The organism is Paenibacillus rubinfantis (assembly GCF_001486505.1).
Classification (GTDB): Bacteria; Bacillota; Bacilli; order Paenibacillales; family Paenibacillaceae; genus Fontibacillus; species Fontibacillus rubinfantis.
Genome location: NZ_LN909066.1, coordinates 823359 through 840576, shown reverse-complemented (window position 1 = coordinate 840576; position 17218 = coordinate 823359). Strand labels below are relative to the sequence as shown.

General features: G+C 51.7%; 15 protein-coding genes. 11 read left to right on the top strand and 4 right to left on the bottom strand.

Features of this window, described 5'->3' with window-relative positions:
* Positions 1-54: 54 nt before the first annotated feature.
* Genes BN3277_RS21385 through BN3277_RS21375 form a run of 3 tightly spaced genes read left to right on the top strand, consistent with a single transcriptional unit; the run spans position 55 to position 3692 of the window.
* Positions 55-1155, top strand: coding sequence for an HD-GYP domain-containing protein (locus BN3277_RS21385; protein WP_059046217.1), 1101 nt, complete (start codon positions 55-57; stop codon positions 1153-1155).
* Positions 1155-2294, top strand: a complete 1140-nt coding sequence (gene yfkAB, locus BN3277_RS21380; RefSeq protein ID WP_059046215.1) for a radical SAM/CxCxxxxC motif protein YfkAB — start codon at positions 1155-1157, stop codon at positions 2292-2294. Before BN3277_RS21385 ends, yfkAB begins: the two co-directional genes overlap by 1 nt.
* A gap of 33 nt (positions 2295-2327) precedes the next feature.
* Positions 2328-3692 (top strand): hemolysin family protein, encoded by a 1365-nt coding sequence (locus BN3277_RS21375; RefSeq protein ID WP_059046213.1) that lies wholly within the window; start codon positions 2328-2330, stop codon positions 3690-3692.
* Between the two features lie 227 nt (positions 3693-3919).
* Here BN3277_RS21375 and BN3277_RS21370 read toward each other — a convergent pair whose 3' ends face one another.
* Positions 3920-4360, bottom strand: coding sequence for a hypothetical protein (locus tag BN3277_RS21370; protein ID WP_059046211.1), 441 nt, complete (start codon positions 4358-4360; stop codon positions 3920-3922).
* A gap of 31 nt (positions 4361-4391) precedes the next feature.
* The gene (locus BN3277_RS21365) at positions 4392-5324 is read right to left on the bottom strand and encodes a hypothetical protein (RefSeq protein ID WP_059046210.1); all 933 of its coding nucleotides are present in this window, start codon (positions 5322-5324) and stop codon (positions 4392-4394) included.
* 508 nt (positions 5325-5832) lie between these two features.
* Between BN3277_RS21365 and BN3277_RS21360 the strand changes: the two genes are divergently transcribed.
* Genes BN3277_RS21360 through BN3277_RS21345 form a run of 4 tightly spaced genes read left to right on the top strand, consistent with a single transcriptional unit; the run spans position 5833 to position 7194 of the window.
* Positions 5833-6051, top strand: a complete 219-nt coding sequence (locus tag BN3277_RS21360; protein ID WP_059046208.1) for a spore coat associated protein CotJA — start codon at positions 5833-5835, stop codon at positions 6049-6051.
* 4 nt (positions 6052-6055) lie between these two features.
* A complete protein-coding gene (locus BN3277_RS21355; RefSeq protein WP_059046206.1) occupies positions 6056-6334 on the top strand; it encodes a spore coat protein CotJB in 279 nt (92 codons plus the stop codon).
* 51 nt (positions 6335-6385) lie between these two features.
* Positions 6386-6955 (top strand): manganese catalase family protein, encoded by a 570-nt coding sequence (locus BN3277_RS21350; protein ID WP_059046205.1) that lies wholly within the window; start codon positions 6386-6388, stop codon positions 6953-6955.
* A 41-nt stretch (positions 6956-6996) separates the two neighbouring features.
* A complete protein-coding gene (locus BN3277_RS21345; RefSeq protein ID WP_059046203.1) occupies positions 6997-7194 on the top strand; it encodes a hypothetical protein in 198 nt (65 codons plus the stop codon).
* Positions 7195-7359: 165 nt separating this feature from the next.
* Here the strand turns inward: BN3277_RS21345 and BN3277_RS21340 are convergent, their stop codons facing one another.
* Positions 7360-9459: a methyl-accepting chemotaxis protein gene (locus BN3277_RS21340; protein WP_059046201.1), complete on the bottom strand. Its 2100-nt coding sequence runs from the start codon at positions 9457-9459 to the stop codon at positions 7360-7362.
* The gene (locus tag BN3277_RS21335; RefSeq protein WP_059046199.1) at positions 9456-12014 is read right to left on the bottom strand and encodes a GH39 family glycosyl hydrolase; all 2559 of its coding nucleotides are present in this window, start codon (positions 12012-12014) and stop codon (positions 9456-9458) included. The genes BN3277_RS21340 and BN3277_RS21335 overlap by 4 nt, the downstream gene beginning before the upstream one ends.
* Positions 12015-12489: 475 nt before the next feature.
* On the opposite strand from BN3277_RS21335, the gene BN3277_RS21330 reads away from it, so the two are divergent.
* Genes BN3277_RS21330 through BN3277_RS21315 form a run of 4 tightly spaced genes read left to right on the top strand, consistent with a single transcriptional unit; the run spans position 12490 to position 17215 of the window.
* Positions 12490-14010, top strand: a complete 1521-nt coding sequence (locus BN3277_RS21330) for a sugar ABC transporter ATP-binding protein (protein ID WP_059046197.1) — start codon at positions 12490-12492, stop codon at positions 14008-14010.
* Positions 14011-14029: 19 nt separating this feature from the next.
* Complete coding sequence (locus BN3277_RS21325; protein WP_059046195.1) at positions 14030-14983, top strand: ABC transporter permease; 954 nt, start codon at positions 14030-14032, stop codon at positions 14981-14983.
* Between the two features lie 32 nt (positions 14984-15015).
* Positions 15016-16167 (top strand): sugar ABC transporter substrate-binding protein, encoded by a 1152-nt coding sequence (locus BN3277_RS21320; protein WP_059046194.1) that lies wholly within the window; start codon positions 15016-15018, stop codon positions 16165-16167.
* 55 nt (positions 16168-16222) lie between these two features.
* Positions 16223-17215 (top strand): ABC transporter permease, encoded by a 993-nt coding sequence (locus tag BN3277_RS21315; protein WP_059046192.1) that lies wholly within the window; start codon positions 16223-16225, stop codon positions 17213-17215.
* Positions 17216-17218 lie beyond the last annotated feature (3 nt).

The following is a 17218-nucleotide window of genomic DNA, read 5'->3' as shown; positions in this document are numbered from 1 at the left end:
ACCGCTGATTCCAGATACATATAGAAACCTTGAACAGAGACGGAAGTGGAAGTCATGCGGTTAATCCCAGTCGCCTCGCTGCAGGCTGGAATGAAATTAGGGAAAAAGATTTATAATGAGGACGGGATCATTCTGTTGTCCGAAAATGCAGAATTGACCGATGCGATCATCCGCAGGCTACAGGCCCATGGCCTGGATTTCTTGTACGTGGCTGATCCTCGTACGGACGATTTGGTGATTCCGGAAATGATAGAGGAAGAAACGCGGCGCCGCGCGCTTGGGGAAATTCGGACGAATTTCCGCAAATGGGCTACGCCGAGTGTAAAGAACGTGACTTATCCTTATTTGGGCAAAGCCTTCTCCGGCTTGATTGAATCGATCTTGGACGACCTTAGTGCCCGCGACGACGCCATGATCATGATGATGAATATGAACAGCATGGATCATTACTTGTACCGTCATTCGTTGAACGTCTGCGTGTATACACTGCTGCTCGGCCAGCTCCATGGGTACACGAAAGATGAGCTGACCGTGCTGGGATTAGGCGCCCTGCTGCACGATATCGGCAAAACGAAGCTCCCTCTGGAGATGCTGACCAAGCCGTCACGGCTCACGAACGAGGAGTTTGAATTGATTAAACAGCATCCCGACCTCGGCTTTAAAATGCTGAAGGATGAACCGGGAATCCCGTTGTTATCGGCGCACTGTGCTTATCAGCATCATGAGAAAATGGATGGCAGCGGGTATCCCCGCGGGATCCGCGGCAGCGAAATCCACGAGTACGCCCGCTGGATCGCAATCACGGATGCCTACGACGCCATGACGACTCACCGGGTTTACCGCAAGGCGATGCTGCCGCATTTGGCGTTGGAAGTGCTGTATACCGGCTGCGGGCATTGGTATGAGAAATCGAAGCTGGAGCTGTTCCGCGAGCGGGTTGCTATTTATCCAATCGGGATGACGGTTAAATTGAGTTCTGGCGAAACCGGCGTGGTATCGAGGATTCCCGGTCATATGCCGCAGCGGCCGGTTGTTCGGATTTTGAAGGACCCACGGGGAGAGGAAATCCGGTCGCCTTATGAAGTAGATTTGTCCACCCAGCTTTCCATCGTGATTGCGGAAGTGGACGGAATGGAAATGGTGGTAGGAGAATGATGAAGAAACAGATCAAAACGATGGATAGGGTAGGAAGTCCAATCAGCCCAAGCTATGATCCTTGGGACCCGATTCGGTCGCTTCGCGAATACGGTCGCCACGTGTTAACCAGCGTGGAATTGACGGTAACGAATCTGTGCAATATGCGGTGCGAGCACTGTGCGGTTGGCGACAGCCTTGTGCTGAAGGAGCCTGAGCAACTGCCGCTGCCGCTGATTTTAAAAGCGCTTGATGAAGTCGAGCATCTGCAGACGATCAGTATTACCGGCGGGGAACCTACGTTTCGGCGCCAAACCGTAGAGGAGAAAATTATCCCGCTGCTGAAATATGCTAAGGCGCGGGGGATCCGCTCGCAAATCAATTCCAATCTGACATTGGATTATGAACGTTACGAGAAGCTGCTTCCTTATTTGGATGTCATGCATATCTCGTTCAACTATACGAGCGAGCGCGATTTCCATGAGATCGGATTTGCCCGCAGCGGGCATCCGGTCAAGCCGGAGGTCGCCTACAAAATGTACGATACGATGATCGAGAATACGCGCAGGCTTAGCGAAGCGGGGATGTTCATCTCCGCCGAGTCGATGATTAATTACCGCACGCACCGGAAGCTTGCGGACATTCACCGGATGATCGTAGAGATGGGCTGCCAAAGGCATGAGGTCCATCCGATGTATGCGGCCGATTTTGCCGAAGGGTTGCCGGTGTTGGCGCTAAGCGATATGCGGGCGGCGATCCACTCGCTGCTGGACACACGGGATCCGGCGGTTTGGATGCTGTTCGGAACGCTGCCGTTCTTCGCCTGCAACGAGAACGAGGAAGATTTGCAACTCCTGCGCCGCTTGCGGAGGGAGCCGAATGTGACGGTTCGCAACGACCCGGACGGACGCAATCGCGTCAATGTGAATATGTTCACCGGGGATGTATACGTAACGGATTTTGCCGCAATCCCGGCCTTCGGCAATGTGCGGGACGGCCGGTTGGACGATATTTTCGGCCGCTGGCTGACGGAGCATCCATTGAACCAGAAAGTCAATTGCCACTGCGACGCTGCCGGCTGCTGCGGCCCGAATCTGCTGGTCGCCGACATGTATTACCGAGATACGGATTTTAAAACGCGTAAAGCCGCTACTTTATAAAGGTAGAACTAATATAGGAAAGAGGCGTATTGCATGCCTGTGTCACCCGATGGTCATACCGAATTTGAAATAGGCAAGCTATTTTGGAATCTGCTGCTCGTCCTTATTCTCGTCTTTTTAAACGGGTTCTTCGTGGCTGCGGAGTTTTCGCTCGTCAAGGTACGTCAATCCCGGCTTACTCAACTGGCGCGGGAAGGCAACCGGCGGGCGAATTATGCGCTGAAGGTCAACAAGCGGCTGGACACCTACCTGTCGGCGACGCAGCTGGGCATCACCCTTGCTTCGCTGGGACTCGGGTGGGTCGGGGAACCGGCGGTGTCTGAGCTGTTAATTGAACCGCTGATGCATAAAATCGGGGCTACGGATCCAACGCTGATCTCAACGATCTCGGTGGCGGTTGGCTTTGCGATCATTACCTTTTTACATATCGTGATGGGGGAGCTGGCTCCGAAATCACTGGCGATCCAAAAGTCGGAGGAAGCGTCCTTATGGCTGTCATGGCCGCTTTTGATGTTTTACCGTTTGTTCCTTCCGGTCATCTGGCTGTTGAATACGGCGGCGAACAGCGCGCTCCGGCTTATCGGCATCGAACCCGCGGGCGAAGGCGAGGCGGCGCATTCCGAAGAGGAGATCCGCATCCTGATGGATCAAAGCGCTAAAAGCGGCGTCATCGATAAGGACGAGATGAAGCTGGTAGACAATATTTTTGATTTCTCCGATATGCTGGCCCGGGAAGTGATGCTGCCGCGGACGGATATGGACTGTTTGTATACGAACCTGAGCTGGGAGGACAACATGAAGATCGTGGCGGGCACGAAGCACTCCCGTTACCCTGTCGCCGTCGAGGATAAGGATCAGATCATCGGGTTCGTTCATATTACCGATCTGCTGCTGCCCGATCCGGAGAAGCCGCTCCACCTGGAGGAATTGGTTCGACCGATCTTGAATGTGCCGGAGTCGATGGAAATCAGCCAGGTGCTTCGCTTGATGCAGAAGAAGCACTCCCAGGTAACGCTGGTCGTCGACGAATATGGCGGAACGGCGGGCCTTCTGACCGCCGAGGAGATTCTCGAAGAGATCGTCGGCGATCTGCATGACGAATTCGAGGACGAACGCTCGGACATCGAGAAGTTGTCGGATGACGTCTATTCGGTGGACGGCCGTTTGCTGATCGAAGAGGTGAACGACCTGGTCGGCAGCGAAATCGAAGACGAGGAAGTCGATTCGATCGGCGGCTGGTTGTTTAAGGAACTCGAAGGTACCCCGGCCAAAGGGAAAAGAAAGCAGGTCGACCGCTTCTTGTTCGAGGTTGAGGAAGCCAGCCGATTGCGCATCACGCGCGTGAAGGTCATCCGCCTCGTCGTCGAGGAGCCGGATGAGGAAATCGAAGAGGAATAAGGCGGACAAGCTCCGTCCGGTTACATAACGCCGCACCTCCTAGCTAAGGGGGTACGGCGTTATTTTTTAAGAAAGAGGCCGGTTCTTTGAGCCATCCTGAGGAACGTATGTGTTATTCAGCTCTTATGAATCCAGTAGAATAAGGATGGTGAGTGATTATCGTATAGAAAATTGAATTAAGGGGTCCTTTAGGTCGTTGAAGTCGACATAAAGATAGCCCTAATGTATTACTTTAAAATAAATTCTTTTGAAGCCAACTGATTGTTGTCTATTTCAAAAATACATTTATATTTACCTGTGGACCAACCCGCAGAAGTTAATTGAACTACCTGCCCAGACATGCCCTTGGTAATGTGAACATGTTGTTCCATTACAGTATCCGATGTTGCAAGTTCCTTAACAAGGAGCCTTCCGTGATGGGTACCTTTGCTCATTTCTGGAAATTCAATGAGAATCTTTATTCCGTTTCGGTTAATGAATTCCGAACTACGATCAGTGAAAGTGAAAGTTTCATCATTAAGATTATAACCCATACTAATTACATAGTTATTAGATCCTCTGGTATTACTATTTAGATAGTCCATAATCTTACTGGTGCTAAAATAGAGAAAGATAACAATAGACAGTAAGACTATTCCAATAATAATGACCATCTTTCTATTCTTCATTTACCCGATTTGGCCCTCCAAGAAATTTATTTTACAGGTCATATTTATTAAGGCGTTCATCACCGCCTAAAAAAATAAAACTTGAGCAATTGTACCCCTTGTTCCGGTATCCGGTATAATATCCAGACGCCTTTTGTTTTTGATTACAATAAACATTGGCGGTGCTCGGACTCTCTACTGTATTCATACTCTCTTGTAAACAATATCTACCTTGGGCGTATGCCTGGAATAATAATGGGTTACTACTATACATAACTCCACCAGCAATTGCTAATGCACAATCAGAATTATTTGCAGGGAAGTTAGCTCCATTATCCCAATCTGATTTATTACAACTTACGTGTCCTTCATTAGTTAGTAACAACATCTTACCTTTACCTTCCCCTAAAATTGCTCCTACACCAATTCCATTCCATGAATCAGGATCTGAAAGAGGAGTAATTTCAGAAGAATTAGTTGCTGATGATTTGGAGAAATCAGGATCCATCTTACTTTCCGAACTGGCAACCAAATCACCAAAGTTAATTCTTGCATCTACTGGAATATGATTCAATCCATTATCAAGGATAACTTCTTGTTCATGAATTAAGTTGTTTACGCTGTAAACACTAATTTTATGGAGACCAGATGTCAATCCATCAAGGTAAAATTCCCCATTAGATAGATTTACATTACTACCATCAATCTGTAAAGTGGTTTCTGGAAGGCTAGTTATTATTTCTACCGTATTGTTGTTTATTTGAGCAATGGATGAGTTTATTGCTTCATTCAAATCAATTCCGATTTGGTCATACAACTTTTCAACAACTTCTGGTGTCCTATCAGCAAACTGTACTATCGTATTCAAATGCCCGTGAATACTACTAGTCGATTCCTCCAAACCGTCCGCATAAGCCGGAGAAGCAATAGTAAATAATAAAACTACAGCTGATGCAAACGTGAATAGACGAAAAGATTTTTTCATAGCTCATCATCTCCTAAGATAAGGTATTTGTTACAAATCCAATGATAATAAACTAAAAAAATAAAAAAACATTACGAATTTCATATGATAATTATTTTATTTTGGGTATAATTATATTTTCCACTAATTAGTTAAATTGGTGTCATTGTACATATCATTTTCATTTGAGGAGTTTGGGAAAGAGTTTCAGATTAAAGGGCTGTATACTCTCTGGTCTTGACCATTGTCCCCCGTCTTAGGGCAGCCGATTGCGCATCACGTGCGTGAAGGTCATCCGCCTCGTCGTCGAGGAGCCGGATGAGGAAATCGAAGAGGAATAAGGCGGACAAGCTCCGTCCGGTTACATAACGCCGCACCTCCTAGCTAAGGGGGTACGGCGTTATTTTTTTGTGAAATTGCGGCTCCTCCGGTTCATTATTTGGGCGATTGTCATATGTTAGTGGTAGGATGCAGGGAAAATTTGGCGATTGCGCCTGCATGACCATGTTTAAAGAAGGAGGAAGTTTCTTTGAGCCATCCTCAGGAACGTGTGTGGACCCCTTTTATAGGCCCATTCGACCCATGTCCGCCGATCACGCACAAAACCTACAGCACCCCTCCGCAGCTGTTTATCCACTTTCAGCCCCCGAATTTGCCGCAGTTTAGCCCGATGGATGCCCTGAAACACGGCACATTATGGCCGGCGTTGTACAGTCCTTATGAATCCAAATGGGGAAAAGGACGGTGATCTCATGAATACGAATCCCAACAATCAACCGTTCGACCAGGAGTATTATGAAAAGCTTGAGAAGCTGCAGGCGCTGGACTTTGCGCTGGTGGAGCTGAATTTGTACCTCGACACGCACCCGGATGATCTGGCGGCGATTCAGCAGTTTAATCAGCTGACCCAGGAACGGACGCAGCATGCAAACCATTTTCAGCAGCTGTACGGCCCGCTGCAAAACTTCGGGCGAGCCTATTCGAAATTCCCTTGGGAATGGTCGAAAAGCCCTTGGCCTTGGCAGGTTTAGCAACCTGCCTTCAATCCGTGATGGGAAGCTAAAGGAGGTTAATCAGGCGATATGTGGGTGTATGAGAAAAAGCTGCAATACCCGGTTCGCGTCAGCAAATGTGATCCGCGGATGGCCAAACTGCTGATCGAGCAGTACGGCGGCGCGGACGGCGAGCTGGCGGCGGCGCTGCGTTATTTGAATCAGAGATATACGATCCCCGACAAGGTGATCGGGCTCCTGAACGACATTGGGACGGAGGAATTCGCACATCTCGAAATGATTGCAACGATGGTCTACAAGCTCACCAAAGACGCGACGCCGGAGATGCTGAAGGCGGCCGGAATGGATCCTTATTACGTGAACCACGATAAGGCTCTCTTCTACGAGAACGCGGCAGGGGTGCCTTGGACGGCGACGTACATCCAGGCCAAAGGCGATCCGATCGCCGACCTGTACGAGGACATCGCGGCCGAGGAAAAAGCGCGGGCTACATACCAGTGGCTCATCGACATGACCGACGACGTCGATATCCAGGACAGCTTAAAGTTCCTGCGCGAGCGGGAGATCGTGCACAGCTTGCGGTTCCGCGAAGCGGTGGAGATCCTGAAAGAGGATCGGGAGCATAAAAAGTTCTTCTAATTCCTGTAATGAACTTATTCTATCGTTGAAGGTGATAGGTTATGGCCAAAAATAAACGTGGAAAATCGATCTGGAACCTGCCTTCGCGCGGCCGCGGGACGTGTCCGGTGTGCGGGAGCACGCGAATCAAGCTGCTGTATACCAAAAACACGAGCACGGGACAACAGCTTAAAGTCTGCAAGAAATGCTCGAATGCCTCGCAGGTTAGAATCGATGCGGCGGGTCATAAGGCGGTCTAAAGCCCGGAATAAAGGGTTCCAAGCCGATAAGATGGGGAAATGGAAAGGCTTGCGCATTAACTCCCAGAACACAAAAAAGTTGGATGGAAAAAGCTGCATTTTCCGTCCAACTTTTTGTGCTTCTAGGATGTGGCTTTGTAAATGGGAACATCCATCAAGGTTGGCTCAAATTCTAAAATGAGCCATTTGATCCGTGAGCTCCTGCACGAGACGGCTCAGGTGGCTAGCTGCGGCCGCGATTTCCTGCATCGTGGCCAATTGCTCTTCGGTGGCGGCCGCCACCTGCGCAGCTTCGTCCGTCGAAGTCAACGTGATGCCCGACACGAGGCGGACCGCTTCCGCGACGCGGGCGGCCCCTTCAGCCATTTCCTGAACCTCGGCCGAAACTTCCTGCGCCCGGTTCCCCACCTCGCTCATTTCCTTCATAATCGATGCGAACAACTGTCCGCTCTCCGTCACGCTTTCCAGGCCTTTATCCACCTCGATCGCCGTGTTGCCGATCAGTCGTACGGCCTGCTCGGTGTCCGTAGCAATCTCCGCGATGCCGGCTTGCACCTGGTCTACCGCATGCTTCGTTTGCTCCGCCAGCTTGCGGATTTCTGAGGCAACGACGGCAAATCCCTTGCCCTGTTCGCCGGCCCGGGCCGCCTCGACGGAAGCGTTCAGCGCCAAAATATTGGTTTGATTCGAAATGCCGGAGATCAGTCCGATCAGTTTTCCGATCTCCCCGGACCGTTCGCTAAGCCGAAGGATCGCTTCGTTTGATTCGTTCATGGACTCGGAGATCGCGTTCATTTGACCGACTGCCTGCCGCACGACTCGATCCCCTTGCCGGGTCTGCCCGATGACCTCATCGGCCGATCCGGACACCGCTTCGGACGAGGCGGCCACGCGCCGGACGCTTTCGGCCATTTCCCGCATCATCTCGGCGGCTTTTTCCGCTTCGGCATTCTGCTTCTTCAGACCGTCCGCCACATTTTCCACGGAGGCGGAAATCGATTGTGCGGCCAGCGATGTTTGCCCGGCGCTAGCCTTCAATTCCTCCGAAGTGGCGCTGACGGTAAGGGCGATGTCGGAGGTATGCCGCAGCATTCCCCGTAAACTTGCCGCGGTTTCATTCAGATGTTCCGTCATCTTCCCGAATTCGTCCTTCGACCGGACCGGCGCGGAGCGGGTTAGATCGCCGTCCGCCATAAACCGCAAGGAGGAGACCATTCGGCCGATATTGTTGATGACGATCATGCGCGCCAACACCCAGACGCCAAGGCCGAGAAGGAGCAGGGCGGCGAGCCCGATCACCAGGGATTGGTTGCGGTTTTGCGTATATGTTTTGAAAATCTCGCTTTTCGGAATAACCGTCTGTACGTACCATACCTCATCGTCGACAATCGGGATCGGCTTAAATGCGCGAACGACAGCTTCTCCGCCGGAATCCGCGCTTTCGTGGGACAGCTTGCCCTGTTGCACTTCTTCAAACACCCGCCGATGGCTATCGTCAGCGAGAAAGGAATGGCCGATCTCCTCGGGATTCTCGCCGTTAGCTATGTATAAACCGCCTTGGGACAGCAGGGAGACGTTGCCGCCGAGCGGATGCTCCTTCTCAGCGGACTGCTGAAAGGTATCCAGGAGGAACGCACTGCCGATGACCCCGAGAAATTGCTCGTTCTGATCCAAGATCGGGAGCAAAATCATGGTCAACAGTTCCGACTCCCCGTTATCGGTCGAAGCATTGTAAGGTTCCATTACGATCGCCCGTTTCTTCGCTTTGGCCTGTTCGTAGGCGGTGAAGGTATCCAGGCCGCCAAACGGCACCGGCATGATTTGGCCGTTGTCGAAGCGGATGGCCAAGGTCGCCAGCCGGCCTCCATTCTCGGCAAAGAGCGGATCCTTGGCATAATCGGCGTCCCGTCCGTATGCATCCGGCTCCCAAACCGTAAACATCGAGCTGGCGGAAGCGTTGTCGTTCAGCAGGTTCGCGAGATTGCGGATCAACCGCCCGCGTTCCAGGTCTCCCTGCGAAAGCTCATCGAGAAAGATGGAGCGCAGCGAGTCCAGCGAGGCCACCGTTTTCTGAACCAGTTTGGCGTTTGCATCGGCATAGGTTTGTCCGGTACTCTCGGCCTCCAGCATCCCCCGATCGAGGCTTATTTTCTCGAGCACCTTCAGGTTCCAGCCGATCAGAACCGAGAAGGCGGCCACCAGGATAACGGAAGACAAGGCGATGAATTTGACGATGACTTTCAGATCTCTAAACCATTTTATCATTTGATTTCCTCCACGTTCGAATTGGCCTGCTGCAACGATCGGCTGCGGCCGGGTTCATAGATTTTCGATACTTCGATCAACCGAATTTCAAAAGGCTCCAGCACGGCGTGAATCGTCAGTCCTTCCGAGCAGGAAATCCGCTCCTTCTCGATCTTCGGAATCGATATCCGCCGAAGGTATTCGATGTCGTCGCGGGAGAGTTCTTCCGTTTGCCCGAGATTCAAGGCGTTGTCGTAGGCGCTGCCGTAAGTGCGGTTCACAACGGAATGTTTGATTTCGAAATCGCCGGCCAGCGGGGAGAGCTCCAGCCGGAATTCGCGATTCGTTTTGTTCGGGAAATGCGCGTAACGTTCCTTGTGCGAGATGCTGATCGAGATCCCGTTCGCGTAAATATCGTCGTAATGATGATAGTTGTATAGGAGTATCTGGTAACGGTCCGCCTGTTTCGTTACGAAGTATCCGTCTCCCCGCTCCACAAGGAAATCCCCCAGTTTATTCAAAAAGCAAAAGGCGTGGTAAGCGGGTTTCTTGATGTTGTTGAAAGTAAACAATCCGAGGCCGCCATGAAACACTTGGCGGGGCAGCCGGTTCTCTTCGTGCAGATCGGTCAGGAGCCAGTAACCGAACGAGTCCAAACGGTCGTAATTTTCCGCAATATTCTTGATCACGTAAGAAGACTTGAAACAGGTGTCGCTCATCAAATCTTTGTGCGAAACCGTCGAATTCCATTCGGTCATATACACCGGCAAATCAGCCAATTTGGCTTCCCGCAGCCGATCCTGGAGCCGATCGATAAACTGCTTGAACGAATCGGTGACCGGACTCAGATTGAGCTGCTTGTCCATGCTGAGATGATTGTCATGGGAGATCAGATCAATGTCGTAATAATGAACCGTGATAAAATCAGGCAGGCAGCCGCTGCTTTGACTGAATGCAAGGAACGAAAACAGCCAATCCTCGCTTTTGTTATAGGTCGAGAAAGCGGCCGGGCCGCCGAAAGGGAGCGCGGGATCGATGTTTTTTACCGTCTCGTACGTGTTTTGGTACAGCAAGAAGAACGTTTCGTCCTGCTTGAAGCCAAACAGCAGGTTGGACGAGCTGGGTTCGTTCCATACGCAGAACAGCCAGCTGCGCACCTCTTCCGTGCCGTATCGGCCGATCAGGTGCAGAGTTAACGCCTCGACCAGCCGGTTCCATTTCTCCATGTCTTTGGGCGGGCTGGTGTTCATATTGGCGTAGAAAACAGTTTTCGACAAGTCGCTCGCCAGCTTCGCCGGCATGAACGAAAATTGCACAAGCGGCTTCAGGCCGACCGAAAGCAGGAAATCGAACGCTTTATCGATCAGCCGGAAATTGAACAGAGGTTTTCCTTCCGCATCCTCGTCGTAAACCATAAGATCGTCGTCCAGCAAGCCGTGCATCTTGATGTATTTAAATCCGATTTCCCGCTGCGCGGTACGCAGTGCTTCCTGAACAACGGCATAGAGAACTTCTTTGACGCGGCTGACCCCGATGAAATTCTTGAAATGATGGTTCAGCCGGTCGGCCGGGCCCGACAAGTCGATTTGAATCGTTGAAGTGAGACTGCGCAAAATTCTCTCCCGCGGAGCATAGACGGAAGGCTCCCCCAGATTGGATTCGATAAACCGGGAGATCTCCTCGTGATAGGAATGCGGCTCATCCTGATAGTAGTTGACCGACTTTTCCTTCGTCGCCTCGATGCTGCCCGATACCTCTTCCGCATGTTTCTTGCGCCACACGCTGGGAAGCTCCCCGTATTTCTCGCTGAAAGCCGTCACGAACGAACGCACGTTGGGGAAGCCGTTTTTGGCGGCGATTTTGTCGATCGTCAGCGATTCGTTCAGCAAATCGTTCACTGCGTAATGCAGGCGGAGGTCCTTTAGATATTCGCTGAAGGACAGGCCCAATTTCTTCTTGAAATATTTGGACAGGTAAGGTACGGACAGGAACTCCTGCTTCGCCACCTCCTGAAGGGAAATCGGTTCCCCGTAATGGCTGTTGACGTAGTCGAGAATCCGCCGCAGCCGGTCCAGACCTTCCTTCGGCTGGAGGGCCGCTTCCGGTTCGTCGCTGCTGAAATGGGCACAGAGTTCGTAGATCAATTCATACACGAGAGAGGCGTTCTTGAGATCAACGAACTCGGAAGCATTGATGTTGTGCTGCAAGATTTGGGCGACGATCCGTTTGATGTTTTTGAAGGCTTCGGGGTCATTTGTGTTGGCGGTGTTGCAGTCGAAGTACATTTTTTTGATATCGACGACAACTTCCTTCAACAGCTCAAGCTTGATCTGCAGGGCGACCATGGTGGCGTCTTCGGAGTGCAGCTCATGTACCTCGTTGGAATTGATGAGAATGAGGTCACCCGCGCCCAATCGATAAGCAGCGTTGCCCACATTAATGTCGACCTGGCCTTTCATGGCCACGATCAGCTCCAAGGATTGATGCCAATGCCGGCTGACGTTGCCGATCCGGTGCAGGAAAAATTTGATGGGCAGTTTCTTGGGAAAGTTGATGATTTCATGACGGAACTCCAAGGTCAAGCACTCCTTGATGGGTGTTTTTTTAATTTATTGCTTTTTCCAGAGTGTACTAAATATTAATGTAATCCACAATACTAAAGAGTGAAATGTTGGAAAATCAATGTTTAGGTTAAAATTTTGCTCTATTCAGGATAAAAACTATAGTTATTATTTGTCCTTCTCTATGCTAAAATGATTTGTCCCGAATACGCGAGGGGCACGGGCTGCAACGAGATGAACGTGATTTTACGCCGTGTTTTTTTGTTTTTCACGGCTTGTTCCAAGGTGGATTATTTAACTTTCTGCTTTGATTCAGAAGGTTTGGCGCAGAAGATTGGTTAAATATTTGCCCTAATGAAGATAAATGGATCAGTTATAGCCCATCCTTGAATCATGTTACACTGGGGCTGCGGGAAGAAAGCGATATCAAGGAATAGAGGTTGACTTTTTTAACATGCACTTTTGAACACGCACTTAAAGGAAGGTAAACATGGACAAACCCGTTTATTTAGAAACCAGAAACATCGTGAAGAGATTTAATGAGGTCGTTGCCGTGAATCGGGTCAGCATGAAAATTTATCGCGGCGAAATCCGCGGGCTGATCGGTGAGAACGGCTCGGGAAAATCAACCATCTCCGCCATGATCAGCGGTCTGCTTCCGAAGACGGAGGGGAACATTTATGTCGAAGGGGAGCCGTATGCTCCCAGAAACCCGCTGGATGCCCGGGCCAGAAAGATCTCCATGATCGTGCAGGAGACCGGAACCATCGGCCCGTTGTCGATTGCGGAAAATATTTTTCTGGGAGACGAGAGCCGGTTCGTCCGGAACGGGTTCGTCGATCGCAAGCGGATGCGTCAGGAGGCGGAGAAAGCGCTCGCGCTTGTCGAATTCGGCGAGGTGGACGTCTCGCAGCCGGCATCAATGCTAAGCTTCGAGCAGCGGAAGCTGGTCGAGATCGCCAGAGCCTTGTATCACGACCCGGAGTTGTTCATTGTCGACGAGACGACAACCGCATTGTCGCATGACGGAAGAATGCTGATCCATCGCTTGATGCGCAAGCTGCGCGACCGGAATAAGGCGGTTCTGTTCATCTCTCATGATCTTCCCGAGTTGATGGAGGTTTGCGATGCGTTGACCGTGATGCGGGACGGCGATTTGATCACGACGATCGAGCGGTCCGATTTCGAGGAAAACCATATCAAACAGTCGATGGTCGGCCGGGTGATTGAAGGAAACTACTATCGAAGTGATACCGATTCCTCGCGCGGGGAGCAGGTGATGGTTCGCATGAACGGCGTCCATACCGATACGCTTCATGACATCTGTCTCGAGCTGTACCAAGGGGAAATCTTAGGTATCGGCGGTTTATCGGGCAGCGGGATGCACGAGGTAGGCAAGGTGATCTTCGGCGAGATGAAGCCGGAGCAGGGGGAAGTCAACGTCTATGGGGAGAACGATGACGGGATCTTTCTGCCGCATGCGGTGAGAGACGTACAAACGGCGATCGCCCATCGGGTTGGCTACGTATCCAAGGATCGGGACCGGGAAACGCTGATCATGGAAGCTTCGATCAAGGAGAATCTCGTGCTCTCCGCCCTCGGCAAGCTGACCCGGTTCGGTCTTGTCTTGCCTGGAGCGGAGAAGAAATTCGCCCGGAAGCAAATCGAGGAATTGAACATCAAGGCAAGCGGAATGAATCAACGGGTCGGGGAATTGTCGGGAGGGAACAAGCAGAAGGTTTCCTTCGGAAAATGGATCGGAAACGATTCTAAAATCCTGATCCTCGACAGTCCGACCCGCGGCGTCGACGTCGGCGTGAAGACGACGATGTACCAGCTGCTCTATACGCTCAAACAGCAGGGATACGCCATTTTGATCATTTCGGAGGAACTCCCGGAATTGATCGGAATGAGCGACCGGATTCTGATCATGAAAGACGGAAAGATCAATAAGGAATTCCAGCGCGAAGAAAATTTGAGCGAATCCATGCTGATCGACTACATGATTTAGGCAAGGCGGTGAGAAAGAAATGAAATCATTTATTAGGAACCATCAGAGCGCGCTGATCCAATATGCCGGGCTGGTGCTGGTGCTGCTGGTGTTCGCGTTGATGACGGACGGTGCCTTGTTGTCCGAATTCAACCTGCGCACGATCCTTAAGCAGCTCGTCATTTTGTTCACGATATCGGTCGGCATCATCTTCATTTTCTCGCATGGCGGAATGGACGTTTCGGTAGGGGCAGTTCTCGCGTTAAGCTCGATGGCCGCCATTTACACGATGAATGCGGGAGCCCCATTGGCGGTTGGAATTCTTGTGGCGATCTTGGTCTCCGTCGTCTGTTATGGGCTAAATGTGCTGATCGCCAACCAATTCGGTCTGATGGCTGCGATCGCTTCGCTTGCGGTGATGATCGCAGGCAGGGGGATCGTGACTTATCAGGTGTCGACCTCGGTGACCAAAGTTGCTTTGGCCGACGCCGGCCCCTTAAGAGAGTTGGGGAGGAACGTGCCGCTGCTCGTTGCGATTATGGTGCTGGTGGGGGCGGTCGGCTATGTGCTGTTTCACTTGACGCCTGTCGGCAAACAAAACAAAGCGATCGGCGATAATCCGCTGGCCGCTTCGCAGAGCGGCGTGCGGGTGAAGCGGATCAAGGTGATCGCCTATCTGTTCGCGGGCGTTCTGGTCGGGCTCGCCTCGGTTCTCTCCTTGTCCCGCTCGGCGGTTATCAGCGAGAATACGGGGATGGGCCTGGAGATGGACGTCATCGTCGCGCTCATTCTCGGGGGAATGGCGTTAAACGGAGGGAGCCGTTCCCGAATGAGTTCCGCGTTTGTCGGCAGCATTACGTTGGTGCTGTTGAATAACGGTTTGGTTATGGTGGGCGTGCCGCCCGAAGTAGTTTCACTGGTTAAGGGGATGATTTTCCTCATCGTTGTGTTTTTGCTTCTGCGGAGGCCCGCCGGCGAGGTTATGCCCAGATAAACCAATCCAAATAAAGAAAAGGGGTAAAATCGATGAATTACAAAAAGTGGGGATTTGCATTGATCGCCATGATGCTGCTGGTCGGCGTCGTTCTGTCCGGCTGCGGGGGGAAGGGCAATGGAGCGAACGGCAACGGAGCCAAGGGGAATGAGGGCGGAAGCCAAAAGGAATATACCATCGGAATCATGCTGTACAATTATACGGATTTCCAAGGCCAGCAGATTAAAGCCTATTGCACCTATCTGGAGAACCACTTCAATGTCAAATTTAATTATGCCACAGTGGGAACCAGCGAAGAAGGGCATATCAGCGGCCTGGAGAACCTGCTCGCTTCGGGGGTCGATGCTGTGATCAGCGGCTATGACACCGCCCTGGAGCAGAGCGTCAGCCTCGCCGAAGAAGCCGGCGTATATTATGCGGTTGCGCTTGCCGAGGTTGATGAACAGGTATCCAGCGATTATTTTGTGGGCGGCATCAAGCAATTCGGCGAGAACCCGGAGGAGCTCGGGGCCAAGTATGCGGAACGGGCGTACGCTGCCGGCGCGAAACATATCGGAATCACGTCGTTCCTGGAATTCGCCTTCGTTGATGCTCCTGCCATTATCAAGGGATTTAACGATAAGATGAAAGAACTCGATCCCCAGGGAGAGGTTACAGTTTACCCGACCGAATTCCACTCGTTTGCTCCGGAAAATGCGGTGGATGCCGTTACCAAGGTGATATCCGATCACCCCGAGGTGGATGCGATTTTCGGGATGGGTTCCGGCATGGATTACGTATATCCGGCGATCCTGAACAGCACCAAGCCGGGGACGCCGCTGTTGGCGCTTGGCTATAACGACACGACGGAAGAGGGGCTGGAAAGCGGCAAAGTCTTGATGGCCGGGACGAACAACTACGGTCAGGTCATCGCCAATGCGTTCGCGCAAATTTACGATCGGCTGAACGGCAAAACCTACGCGGATTGGAAACCGAACGGTTACGTCAATTATGTAACCTTGACGTCGATCGAAGAGGCCCAAGACTTCAAAAACTATATCATTCCGGAGGATAAAGCAAACGGTCCGGTGACCGCCGACGAGCTGAAGAACGTCATGTTGACGTACAACGACGAAGCCACTTGGGCTTCGCTGCAGGAGCTGACGAGCCGGACGCTGGCCGAGATTAAGGCAGCCAGAAATTAAACCATGCTTGCTTGGGGAAGAAGTCTGACGGGCAAGCGGATAATGGAGTGAAACTATGCAAGTCATGATTAAGAAACAAGCAGTGAACCTGCTGAAAACCTTCATTTTTCCGATCGCGGTGTATGTCGTTATATTGATCGTGACGCTTCTCATGGGCAAAATGGGTTGCGTCTCTTCCGGCGCCTTCGACCGGATTGTGAGAGGCAGCGTGCTGACGACAATTACGGCCTATGCCATTGCGCTGCCCCTGTCCGGCGGAAGATGGGATTTCGCCCCCGGCATTATCATCATGCTTGCCGGCATTATCGGCAGCAATTTGACGATTGATCTGGGTCTGGGGCCGGTGATGTTGCTGGCGATTACCGTCGGTGTAGCGGTGCTGCTCAGTCTGGTGGAAGGGCTCCTCTATCTGTGGATTCGGGTGCCAACCCTCATCGTGTCCCTCGGCGTAGTGATGATGTACGAGGCCGTATCCGGCCTCGTCTACGGGGGTTCGGGATCCCAGTTGTTCATGCATGCCAATCTGACGATCTTCGCCAGACCTCCTTTGATCTATATCTTGCTTGCGCTGATTATGGTGGCCTTTTACTTCTTGCTGAGCCATACCCGATTCGGCTACGATACGAGATCCTTGTCGGCCCATCCTAAACTTGCGGTGAACATGGGCGTGAAGGAGAAGAAAAATATCTTGTTGACCTACTTGGTGGTCGGCGTACTCCTGGGCATCGCTGCCGTTCTTAATGCTTCCACCGTGTTGGTCTCGCCTGCCGGCAATCTGAGCTCCACCGCCTTGATGTTTTCCTCCATGGCGCCTGTGTTGATGGGGTTGTATTTGGCGCAGTTCACGAACTTGTCCCTGGGCATCTTTGCCGGAGCGCTCGGGATGAATGCCCTGTCCTATGGGATGGTCGTGCTGGGGATCAACAGTTCCCTGCAAAGCGTCGTGATCGGGGTGTTTATTGTCGGATTCATGGCCTTTACCACAAATCAGGAACGGATTCGGTCATTCCTGGGCCGGGCCAAAGCCGGGAGCAAGGCGAGCGCATAGAAG

What these genes read in the sequence shown, in the direction of transcription:
- BN3277_RS21385 (WP_059046217.1), top strand. Translation starts at nt 55, where the DNA reads ATGCGGTTAATCCCAGTCGCCTCGCTGCAGGCTGGAATGAAATTAGGG.
- yfkAB (WP_059046215.1), top strand. Translation starts at nt 1,155, where the DNA reads ATGAAGAAACAGATCAAAACGATGGATAGGGTAGGAAGTCCAATCAGC.
- BN3277_RS21375 (WP_059046213.1), top strand. Translation starts at nt 2,328, where the DNA reads ATGCCTGTGTCACCCGATGGTCATACCGAATTTGAAATAGGCAAGCTA.
- BN3277_RS21370 (WP_059046211.1), bottom strand. Translation starts at nt 4,360, where the DNA reads ATGAAGAATAGAAAGATGGTCATTATTATTGGAATAGTCTTACTGTCT.
- BN3277_RS21365 (WP_059046210.1), bottom strand. Translation starts at nt 5,324, where the DNA reads ATGAAAAAATCTTTTCGTCTATTCACGTTTGCATCAGCTGTAGTTTTA.
- BN3277_RS21355 (WP_059046206.1), top strand. Translation starts at nt 6,056, where the DNA reads ATGAATACGAATCCCAACAATCAACCGTTCGACCAGGAGTATTATGAA.
- BN3277_RS21350 (WP_059046205.1), top strand. Translation starts at nt 6,386, where the DNA reads ATGTGGGTGTATGAGAAAAAGCTGCAATACCCGGTTCGCGTCAGCAAA.
- BN3277_RS21345 (WP_059046203.1), top strand. Translation starts at nt 6,997, where the DNA reads ATGGCCAAAAATAAACGTGGAAAATCGATCTGGAACCTGCCTTCGCGC.
- BN3277_RS21340 (WP_059046201.1), bottom strand. Translation starts at nt 9,459, where the DNA reads ATGATAAAATGGTTTAGAGATCTGAAAGTCATCGTCAAATTCATCGCC.
- BN3277_RS21330 (WP_059046197.1), top strand. Translation starts at nt 12,490, where the DNA reads ATGGACAAACCCGTTTATTTAGAAACCAGAAACATCGTGAAGAGATTT.
- BN3277_RS21325 (WP_059046195.1), top strand. Translation starts at nt 14,030, where the DNA reads ATGAAATCATTTATTAGGAACCATCAGAGCGCGCTGATCCAATATGCC.
- BN3277_RS21320 (WP_059046194.1), top strand. Translation starts at nt 15,016, where the DNA reads ATGAATTACAAAAAGTGGGGATTTGCATTGATCGCCATGATGCTGCTG.
- BN3277_RS21315 (WP_059046192.1), top strand. Translation starts at nt 16,223, where the DNA reads ATGCAAGTCATGATTAAGAAACAAGCAGTGAACCTGCTGAAAACCTTC.